Origin of the sequence: Mycobacterium sp. (assembly GCF_032162105.1) — a bacterium.
Lineage (GTDB): Bacteria > Actinomycetota > Actinomycetes > Mycobacteriales > Mycobacteriaceae > Mycobacterium.
In genome coordinates this window covers 1-9,398 of record NZ_JAVRPS010000393.1, presented here as the reverse complement: position 1 = coordinate 9,398, position 9,398 = coordinate 1, and the positions used below count along the sequence as shown (strand labels likewise).

Here is a 9,398-nt window from a genome sequence, read left to right as displayed (position 1 = left end):
CAGGACCGAGGCCGCCGTGGGATAGGACCGCTGGATGCAGTCCCTGCGATAGCTCACGCAAGTCCTCCAACGACGCGACGAGTTCTTCGATTGCCCGGTCGAGGTCCGCGCGAACTGACGGTAATTCCGCGGGCACCGCGTCGCGGGCGATGCGCAGATGGAACGCGAGCGAGACGAGCCGTTGCTGGGCTCCGTCGTGCAAGTTCCGCTCGAACCGGTGCCGCGCCTGATCTGCTGCGGCGACGACTCGTGCGCGGGATGCCGCCAGCTGCTCCAGGCTTTCAGCATTCGCAACGGCCGTCGCGACCAAGTCGGTGAAGTTGGCGATCTGTGATTCCGTGTTCGCCGGGAACGGCTCATTGCTCTTCGTCGAGGCCGCGATCACCCCCCACAGGAGCCCGGCGACGGTGATCGGGCAGCCGACCGACGAGCGGATACCGACCCCGAGCGCCTCCTGAGCGATCGCGCCTGTTGCGCCAGCGAAACTCGCCACCCGTACGGGACCCCCGTTCTGCAGGACCTCGCGGGCGATGCTCGGTCCCACGAGCGAGAACCGCGTGCCGACGGCGAGTTCGGCCGGCACCCTGCTCCAAGCGGCAATGCCCGTCACCGTTCCGTCCTCCTCGTAGCGCTCCATGCGCGCGAGATCGGCACCGCACAGAAGACCGACTTCCCGCGTGACGGCCCCGAAGACTGCCGACGCCGGAGCCGACTGTGCGACCAGCGTCGCAATTCGCCGCAGTGCTAACTGCTCCTCCGAGAGGCGCTCCGACTCCAGCGCTGTCCGCCGCAAACGCGACGCCAGCCGACCGACGATGATCGCAGTTGCCAGGAAAGCGACCGAGCCGATGATGTTCGACGGGTCTTCCAAATGGAACGCGAACGGCGGACGGACGAACAGGTAGTTGAACAGAACGACGCTCAGAACGGCAGCAAATATTGCCATGCTGGTGCCCCACACCACGGCGACAGCCATCACCACGAGCACATAGACCACTAGCAGGTATGGCGCGGGAACGTGCGGGGTGAGCAGCGCAATGAGACCGCTCACCGCGGCCACTGCCAACGCGGCCATGAGCGGCCCGGCCAACCTGCTGAGGATGGTCGACCTCACCCGGTGTTGTGCCGTCTCATCACTACCCCCGGCCGAACCTCAAGGCTGCCGCCAGCCTTCCGCGAAAACAATTCCACATCACCGTCCACGCCGCCGCCATAGGGTGAAAACGCCCACTTCGACGACGCGGAACACACACAACTGTGGCCGGTGGAGCACCGGCGGCCTACCAGAATCGCGCGAGTGGCGCCGCGGCAACCTAGCGAGAGCGCGGACCCCGCTTCTCGCGCACCCGCACGTTGATGCGGATCGGGCTGCCGTCGAAGCCGAACGTCTCGCGCAGCTTGCGCTCGAGGAACCGCCGGTAACCCGCCTCCAAGAAGCCCGAGGTGAACAGCACGAAGGTCGGCGGGCGCGCCGTCGCCTGCGTGGCGAACAGGATCTTGGGCTGCTTGCCGCCCCGCACCGGCGGCGGGGTCGCGGCGACGATCTCCTTGAAGAAGGTGTTGAGCCGGCCCGTCGAAATCCGGGCGTCCCACGATTCGAGTGCACTCTCTAGAGCGGGCACCAACCTCTGCACCGACCGGCCGGTCTTCGCCGAGATGTTCACCCGCTGCGCCCACTGCACCTGCGCCAAGTCCAGATCGATCTCGCGGTCGAGGAGATAGCGCCGGTCCTCGTCCATCAGATCCCACTTGTTGAACGCCAGCACCAGCGCCCGGCCGGCCTCGATCACCATCGTCAGCACCCGCTGATCCTGCTCGGTCAACGGCTGCGACGAGTCGATCAGGACGACGACGACCTCGGCGGCGTCGATGGCGCCACGGGTGCGGACCGACGCGTAGAACTCGTGGCCACTGGCCTGACCGACCTTGCGGCGCAGACCGGCCGTGTCGACGAAACGCCATGTCTTGCCGTCTAATTCGATCAGCGAGTCGACCGGGTCCACCGTGGTGCCCGCGACGTCGTGGACCACCGACCGCTCATCGCCGGTCAACCGGTTCAACAGCGAGCTCTTCCCGACGTTCGGCTTGCCGACCAGCGCCACCCGTCGCGGACCGGTCCCCGACGCCACCGCCGACGCCTCCGGCAGCGTCTCCATGACCTTGTCGAGCAGGTCGGCCACGCCGCGGCCGTGCATCGCGCTGACCGGATGCGGCTCCCCCAGCCCGAGCGACCACAACGCGGCGGCCTCGGCCTCGACGCGTTCGTTGTCGACCTTGTTGGCCGCCAGGAACACCGGCTTGCCGGACTTCTGCAACCGCTTGGCCGCCGCCTCGTCGGCCGTCGTCGCCCCGACGACGGCGTCGACCACGAGGATTATCGCGTCCGCCGTGCGCATCGCCACCGACGCCTGCTCGGCCACCAGTTGCTGCAGACCCTTGGCATCCGGCTCCCAGCCGCCGGTGTCCTGCACGAAGAACCGGCGGCCGAGCCAGTTCGCCTCGTAGGAGACCCGGTCTCGGGTGACGCCCGGCACGTCCTGCACGACGGCCTCACGCCGCCCCAGGATGCGGTTTACCAACGTCGACTTTCCGACGTTGGGCCGCCCGACGACGGCGACCACCGGCGGCGGGGTCGACACCTCTTCGAGGTCGGCCGACACGTCCTCGGGCGTCAGCTCCCAGTCGGCCTCGTCGACCCAGGTTCCATCCGAATCAAGTTCGCTCATCGCCGCGCCCCGGCTCGCTGCTCGACCAGGTCCAGAAGATGCGCCACCACTTCGGATTCGGTCATGTCGCTGGAGTCGACGATCATCGCGTCGTCGGCTGCCCGCAGCGGTGACACCGCGCGCGTGGAGTCCAAGTGGTCGCGGCGCCGCACGTCGGCAAGCACTGCGTCGTAGTCGTCGCCGAGCCCGTTCGCGACGTTCTGGTCGTTACGGCGTCGCGCCCGTTCGTCGGCGGACGCGGTCAGGAAGATCTTGACGTCGGCGTCGGGCAGCACCACCGTGCCGATGTCACGTCCCTCGACCACGACGCTGTCCTGGCCCGCCGCCAGCTCGCGCTGCCGCTGCACCAGGAGGGTGCGCACGGCAGGTACCGCCGACACCGCGGACACCGCCCTGGTCACGGCGTCGCCGCGAATCTCGGCCGAAACGTCCTCTCCCGCAAGGTAGGAAAGGTCCTCATCGGGATCGAAGCCGACCGCCATGTCGACGCCACCGGCGAGCGCGCCCACCCTGGCACCGTCGTTCACGTCGACACCGGCGCGCAGCGCCGCCAACGTCACGATCCGGTACATCGACCCGGTGTCGAGGTAGCGCGCGCCAAGTGCGCGAGCCAATCCCCTTGACACCGAGGACTTTCCCGTTCCAGCTGGCCCGTCCACGGCAATCGTCACCGAGCCGCTCACATCCCCACCGCCTTGTAGAGTTCGCCGATCTCCTTGCCGGTCAACACGCGGATGCTGCCGGGACGCTGCTCGCCCAGCGATACCGCGCCGATGTCCGTGCGCACCAGTTCCTTGACGGGGAAGCCGACGTGGGCCAGGAGACGCCGCACGATCCGCTTGCGCCCCTCGTGCAGTGTGACCCGCACCAGCGACTTGCCTGGCACCGCATCCACCACGGCGAAGTCGTCGACGTGAACCGGCCCGTCGTCCAGCTCGACACCGTCCCGCAGCGTCTTGCCCAGCCCTCGTGGCACCGAACCGAGCACGGTGGCCAGGTAGGTCTTGGGCACCTCGTACGACGGGTGCATCAGGCGATGCGCCAGTTCGCCGTCGTTCGTCAGGATCAACAGTCCCTCGGTGTCGGCATCGAGCCGGCCGACGTGAAAGAGCTTCTTGTTTCCGCGAACTCGGTACTCGACGAGGTCGCCGACGCACGGCCTGCCCTGATCGTCGGACATCGTCGAGTGCATGCCGCGCTCTTTGTTGATCGCCAGGTAGACCATCGTGTCGTCGATCGTGATCCGGGCACCGTCCAACCGGATCACCGATACGTTGGGATCGACGCGGGTGCCCATCTCGGTCACGATGTGGCCGTCGACCTCGACGCGACGGTCCTTGATCATCTTCTCCGCGACCCTGCGCGACGCAACTCCCGCCTGCGACAACACCTTCTGCAGTCGGATGCCCTCATCTTCTTCGGCCACGTCAGTCCCGATCCACGTCGAAGGACAACGACGGCTCGGTGGCGGCCGGAGCGCCGCCGAGCCTCATGAAACGCGGCTCGTCCCCGAGCGATTCGGTGATGTCGTCGATGTTGTCGATGTCGGGCAACAGCGGTGCAATGTCGGGCAGGTCGGTCAGCGAGGACAGCCCGAGCCGCTCCAGGAACAGCTCCGTCGTCGCGAAAGTGACTGCGCCCGAGTCGGGGTCGACGCCTGCTTCGGTGATCAGGCCGCGGGCCAGCAGAGTGCGCATCACCGCATCGACGTTGACCCCTCGCACCGCGCTCACCCGCACCCTGCTCACCGGCTGCCGGTAGGCGACCACCGCCAGCGTTTCGAGCGCTGCCCTGGTCAACTTCGACCGGGTGCCGTCGAGCAACAGCCGCTCGACGTAGGGGGCGAAGCGGGACCTGGTGTACATGCGCCAGCCACCGCCGGCCTCGCGGAGGTCGATGCCGCTGTCGCGGGCGGTGAGCTCCTCTGCCATCAGCCGCAGCTTGGCCGCGATCCGGTAGGCGGGCTGGTCGAGTGCCGCCGCCAGGGCATCCTCGGGCACCGGGGTGTCCACCACCAGGAGCAGTGCCTCGAGCGCCGCGCCGAGTTCGGCGTCGTCCAGCTCAGGGGCCGTCGCGACGTCGATGCCCAGATCGATCTCGTCGACGTTTCCCGGAAAGTCTTCTGTCATGAGTCTGTCTCTTCCACCGCCGTTGCCAGGTGTTCGTCGTCGGGCCGGTTGCCGGTCCACGAAACCTGCAGCACTCCAAGCGGTTCTAATTGCTCGAATGCTACCGTCCGAGCCCGGAACAATTCGAGCAGCGCCAGGAACCGTCCGACGATCTCGATCCCGCCCGCGCAGTCGGCAACCAGGTCGGCGAACGTCAACCACTGCCCGATGCCGCGCCGCTCGAGCAACGTCAGCACATGCCGTGCCTGTTCCGGCACGGACACCGACGGCGCGTGGAGGTGCTCGGTGGCCACCGTCGGCACCGGCCGCGGGGTGAAGGTCGCCGCGGCGATCTGGGCGAACCGCTCGGCGTCCACGCCAAGCATCACCTCGGGCATCAGGTCTTCGTACCGGTCCTCCAGAGCCACCGCCCTGGGGTAGCTGCGCAGTGCGGCCGCCTCCAGCTCGGCGAACATCACGGCGACGTGCTTGTAGGCCCGGTACTGCAGCAGCCGGGCGAACAGAAGGTCGCGGACCTCGAGCAGGGCGAGGTCGTCCTCGTCGTGCACTTCTCCCGCGGGCAGCAGGCGCGCGGCCTTGAGGTCGAGCAGCGTGGCGGCGATGACCAGGAACGCCGTCGTCTCGTCGAGTTCGAGCTGCTTCGCGGCTGCCTTGGTGTAGGCGATGAAGTCGTCGGTGACCGTGTGCAACGCCACCTCGGTGACGTCGAGCCGGTGCGCGAAGATCAGCTGCAACAGCAGATCGAAGGGTCCCTCGAAATTGGTCAGCCGAACCCGGAAACCCGTTTGCGGTGAATCATCCGATGCCGCCTCCGGGGCGGTTCCGCTGTCCGGTGTGGTTTCGGTGCTCACGCGCCCATCCGGTCGATGACCTCACGCGCGAGCGACCGGTACGCCTGGGCGCCACCGGATTTCGGCGCCCACGTGGTGATCGGCTCGCCTGCGACGCTGGTCTCGGGGAAGCGGACCGTCCGCGCGATCACGGTGTCGAAGACCAGATCGCCGAACCGCTCCAGCACGCGGGCCATCACCTCGCGGGCATTGACGGTCCTGGTGTCGAAGCGGGTGATGAGGATGCCGCTGATGTCGAGCCTGGGGTTGAGCCGGTCGCGCACCTTGGCGACGGTGTCGGTCAAAAGTGCCAGACCGCGCAGCGAGAAGTACTCGCACTCCGTGGGGATGATGACGCCGTCCGCGCAGGCCAGCCCGTTGACGGTGAGCAAGCCGAGGGACGGCTGGCAGTCGATCAGCACGTAGTCGTAGCGGTCCAGCACCGGATGCAGCGCCCGCGCCAGCGACTGCTCGCGGCCCACCTCATTGACCAGCTGGATCTCGGCGGCGGACAGATCGATGTTGCTGGGCACCAGGTCGAGGCCCTTGACGCGGGTCTTGATCAGTACCTCGTCGATGGACACCCGTGGCTCGACCAACAGGTTGTGCACCGTGTGGTCCAGCTCGTAGTGCGGCACGCCCAGTCCGGCCGACAGCGCACCCTGTGGGTCGAGGTCGACCAGCAACACACGCCTGCCGTATTCGGCGAGCGCCGCGCCGAGGTTGATCGTCGACGTCGTCTTGCCGACGCCGCCCTTCTGATTGCACATCGCGACCACCTTGGCCGGCCCGTGCAAGCTCTTGGGCTTCGGCTCGGGAATCACCCGGGGTGGACGTCCGGTCAGGCCGACGCCGTCGCTGCCGTCCTCGCTCATGCCTGACCGTCGCAGATCAGACAACCCACACCCATGGCGAACATCCGGTGAAGTCTAACGGTTGAGCAGGCCCGCAATGGCCAACCGGGCGGGCAACCTGGCCGCCAAATCCGCCGGTGACGGGCCTAGGCTGCCAATCATGAGCCTGAAGCAGCGCCTCCCGTTCCTGCGCTGGTCGTTTCTCCGACTCGCGCTCGGCGCCCGCAACATCTCCACGACGGGTCAGATCGGCGACGGACGCGAGGCCGCCGTCGTCGACTACGTCCTCGCCAACGCCAGCAAAGGCGACATCGACGGGGTCCTGGCCACGATCGACGAATTCGCCTACGAGCAGTCGTTTCTGATCAATGTCGGTGACGAGAAGGGCGCGCTGCTCGACGCCGCCGTTCAGCGCGCGAACCCGAAGCTGGCCCTGGAACTGGGTACCTACGTCGGCTACAGCGCACTGCGGATCGCCCGCGCCGCGCCGGAAGCCAAGGTGTACTCCGTCGAATTGGCCGAGGCCAACGCCGCCAACGCGCGGCGCATCTGGGAGCACGCCGGGGTCGGTGACCGCGTCACGTGTGTGGTCGGCACCATCGGTGACGGCGGCAGCACGCTGGACGCGCTGGCCGCCGCGCCAGGTTTCGGTGCCGGAACCCTCGACTTCGTGTTCATCGACCACGAGAAGAGCGTCTACCTCACCGACCTGCAGAGCATCCTGGACCGCGGCTGGCTGCACACCGGATCGATCGTCGTCGCCGACAACGTCAAGTTCCCCGGCGCCCCGAAGTACCGCGCCTACATGCAGGAACAGCAGGGCAAGGGATGGAACACCGTCGAGCACAAGACCCACGCCGAGTACCAGACGCTGCTCGCTGACCTGGTGCTCGAGTCGGAGTACCTAAGCTGACAGCTCGTCGGCGATCTGTTTGGCCATGCGTTTCGACGTCTTGGCCACCGAACCGATGAGCGACGGGCGAGCCAGATATCCGAGGAACCGCAGACGGTCCGCAGCGGGCTCGCCGCGTTTGGCCACCGGCATGCCGCGTCCGTCGAGAACACCCAGGTGCCCGACGAGTGCTCCGAGGCCGGGCAGATAACCCGTCGCGCAGATCACGACACCCGGCCGGATCCGGCTCCCGTCCGCCAATGAAACGGTGTCGCCATCAAAGGCCTCCACGTCGCCGACGACTTCGATGGATCCGTCCCGGATCGCATCGATGACGTCGGTGAGATCTCCCAGGAGCATTCGACGACCGAATCGAGCGATCGCGTCGGCGACGCGGGGCGGCGCGTGATACAGCGGCGTCGCGATCACGTCGCCGGGAAGCCCCGCCGGACCACCCCGCAACATGACGTTGGGCGGCGTGCGGACCGTCAACCACACCTTGGCCGCGCCGCCCGTGGTCAGGTCGTGCGCAACCTCCATCCCGGACGAGCCGGATCCGATGACCATGACCTGCTTGCCCGCATACGGCGTCGGGTTGCGGTACTCGGACGAGTGCAACAGGTCACCGGTGAAGCCGTCCCTGCCGGGCCAGTCGGGGATGTGCGGTGTGTGCATGTAGCCGGTCGCGATCACGACCTGCCGTGCATCGACGTCGCCAGCCGACGTCCGCAGCAGCCACCCGCCCGGCCGTGGGTCGATCCGGTCCACCGCGGTGTCGAGCCGCAACTCGATGCCGTGCTGGTGGGCGTGCCGGTCGAGATGGGCCACGACGTCGTCGCGGGTCGGGAACATCGGCGTCCCCTTCGGATACGGCCGATCGGGCAGGTGCGAGAAGGGTCTGCCGGTGTTCAGCTTGAGCTGGTCGTAGCGACGCCGCCACGACGCGCCCACCTCGGCGCGGTCGATCAGCAGCGGACGAAGACCGCGGTCGTGCAGGCTGAGCGCCGCCGAGACACCCGCCGGGCCCGCCCCGATGATCGCGACCTGATGCACGGCCAAAAATCTACCGCGCCCGCGGATGCGCTCCGGCCCATACTTCGCGCAGCGCGTTGACCGTGACCATCGTGTAGATCTGTGTCGTCGTCACCGACGCGTGGCCGAGCAGTTCCTGCACGACGCGGACGTCCGCGCCGCCCTCCATGAGATGTGTCGCGAACGAGTGCCGCAGCGTGTGCGGGGAGATCCCGCTCGCCAGCCCGGCGCGCTCGGCAGCCGTGCGCAGCACCACCCAGGCCGACTGACGCGACAGCGGGCCGCCTCGGGAGTTGAGGAACACCATCGGCGTGCCGGTGCCGCCAGCGGCGAGTCCCGGGCGGGACTGGACGAGATAGGCCTGCACCGCACGCGCCGCGAAGGAGCCGAGTGGTACTCGGCGCTGCTTCCCGCCCTTGCCACTGAGCAGGTCCGTGCGCTCCGGCAGGTCGACATCGTCGACCGCGAGGCCGACTGCCTCCGAGATGCGGGCACCCGTTGCGTACAGCAGCTCCAGCAGCGCACGATCTCGCAGCGCGAGGCTCGTGCCGGCGTACCCAGCGGCCTCCAGCAGCCGCTCCACCTCGTCAACCGCGATCGCCTTGGGCAGTCGACGGGGGGCGGTGGGCGGCCGGACACCGTGCGCCACGTCCTCGGCGACCAGCCCGTCGCGCAGCGCGAAGCGGTGCAGACCACGAACTACGACCACCGCGCGCGCCGATGAGGTCGCCGACAGTGGCGGATGGTCGGCATCACCCTCACGCAGGTACGCCAGAAACGCGGTCACCGTGAGCGCGTCGACGGCGTCGATGGAGGTGATACCCGCGTGGGCGAGGAAGTCCGAATATCGGCCTAGATCACGTCGGTAGGACGTGAGGGTGTTCGCGGCCACGCCTCGTTCGACCGCCAGGTGGTCGACGTAGGCACGGACCACA

General features: G+C 68.0%; 10 protein-coding genes. 1 reads left to right on the top strand and 9 read right to left on the bottom strand.

The annotated features are described in order from the left end of the window. From QOC69_RS20125 to QOC69_RS20095, 7 genes are all read right to left on the bottom strand, one after another. On the bottom strand, positions 1-1,090 hold a 1,090-nt coding region (locus QOC69_RS20125; RefSeq protein ID WP_526442815.1), incomplete at its 3' end, for a GAF domain-containing protein. A gap of 223 nt (positions 1,091-1,313) precedes the next feature. Next, positions 1,314-2,726, bottom strand: a complete 1,413-nt coding sequence (gene der / locus QOC69_RS20120; protein WP_526442813.1) for a ribosome biogenesis GTPase Der — start codon at positions 2,724-2,726, stop codon at positions 1,314-1,316. Further along, entirely contained in the window at positions 2,723-3,409 is a 687-nt protein-coding gene (gene cmk / locus QOC69_RS20115; RefSeq protein ID WP_526442811.1) for a (d)CMP kinase, read from the bottom strand. The genes der and cmk overlap by 4 nt, the downstream gene beginning before the upstream one ends. Further along, positions 3,406-4,152 (bottom strand): pseudouridine synthase, encoded by a 747-nt coding sequence (locus tag QOC69_RS20110; RefSeq protein ID WP_526442809.1) that lies wholly within the window; start codon positions 4,150-4,152, stop codon positions 3,406-3,408. The genes cmk and QOC69_RS20110 overlap by 4 nt, the downstream gene beginning before the upstream one ends. Before the next feature lies 1 nt (position 4,153). Continuing rightward, positions 4,154-4,855: an SMC-Scp complex subunit ScpB gene (gene scpB / locus QOC69_RS20105; protein ID WP_526442807.1), complete on the bottom strand. Its 702-nt coding sequence runs from the start codon at positions 4,853-4,855 to the stop codon at positions 4,154-4,156. After that, positions 4,852-5,706 (bottom strand): segregation/condensation protein A, encoded by an 855-nt coding sequence (locus QOC69_RS20100; RefSeq protein ID WP_526442805.1) that lies wholly within the window; start codon positions 5,704-5,706, stop codon positions 4,852-4,854. Before QOC69_RS20100 ends, scpB begins: the two co-directional genes overlap by 4 nt. Continuing rightward, the gene (locus QOC69_RS20095; protein ID WP_526442803.1) at positions 5,703-6,560 is read right to left on the bottom strand and encodes a ParA family protein; all 858 of its coding nucleotides are present in this window, start codon (positions 6,558-6,560) and stop codon (positions 5,703-5,705) included. Before QOC69_RS20095 ends, QOC69_RS20100 begins: the two co-directional genes overlap by 4 nt. Before the next feature lie 139 nt (positions 6,561-6,699). Here QOC69_RS20095 and QOC69_RS20090 point away from each other — a divergent pair, with 139 nt between their 5' ends. After that, positions 6,700-7,452 (top strand): O-methyltransferase, encoded by a 753-nt coding sequence (locus tag QOC69_RS20090; protein ID WP_526442801.1) that lies wholly within the window; start codon positions 6,700-6,702, stop codon positions 7,450-7,452. Here QOC69_RS20090 and QOC69_RS20085 read toward each other — a convergent pair. Together QOC69_RS20085 and QOC69_RS20080 are read right to left on the bottom strand one after the other, a co-directional pair. Further along, positions 7,444-8,490 (bottom strand): flavin-containing monooxygenase, encoded by a 1,047-nt coding sequence (locus QOC69_RS20085; RefSeq protein WP_526442799.1) that lies wholly within the window; start codon positions 8,488-8,490, stop codon positions 7,444-7,446. The two genes, QOC69_RS20090 and QOC69_RS20085, sit on opposite strands and share 9 nt — an antisense overlap. Positions 8,491-8,494: 4 nt before the next feature. Then, positions 8,495-9,397: a site-specific tyrosine recombinase gene (locus tag QOC69_RS20080; protein WP_526442797.1), complete on the bottom strand. Its 903-nt coding sequence runs from the start codon at positions 9,395-9,397 to the stop codon at positions 8,495-8,497. Position 9,398: the final 1 nt, after the last annotated feature.

Coding starts and splice junctions, on each gene's coding strand:
- der (WP_526442813.1), bottom strand. CDS start 2,726: ATGAGCGAACTTGATTCGGATGGAACCTGGGTCGACGAGGCCGACTGG.
- scpB (WP_526442807.1), bottom strand. CDS start 4,855: ATGACAGAAGACTTTCCGGGAAACGTCGACGAGATCGATCTGGGCATC.
- QOC69_RS20090 (WP_526442801.1), top strand. CDS start 6,700: ATGAGCCTGAAGCAGCGCCTCCCGTTCCTGCGCTGGTCGTTTCTCCGA.
- QOC69_RS20095 (WP_526442803.1), bottom strand. CDS start 6,560: ATGAGCGAGGACGGCAGCGACGGCGTCGGCCTGACCGGACGTCCACCC.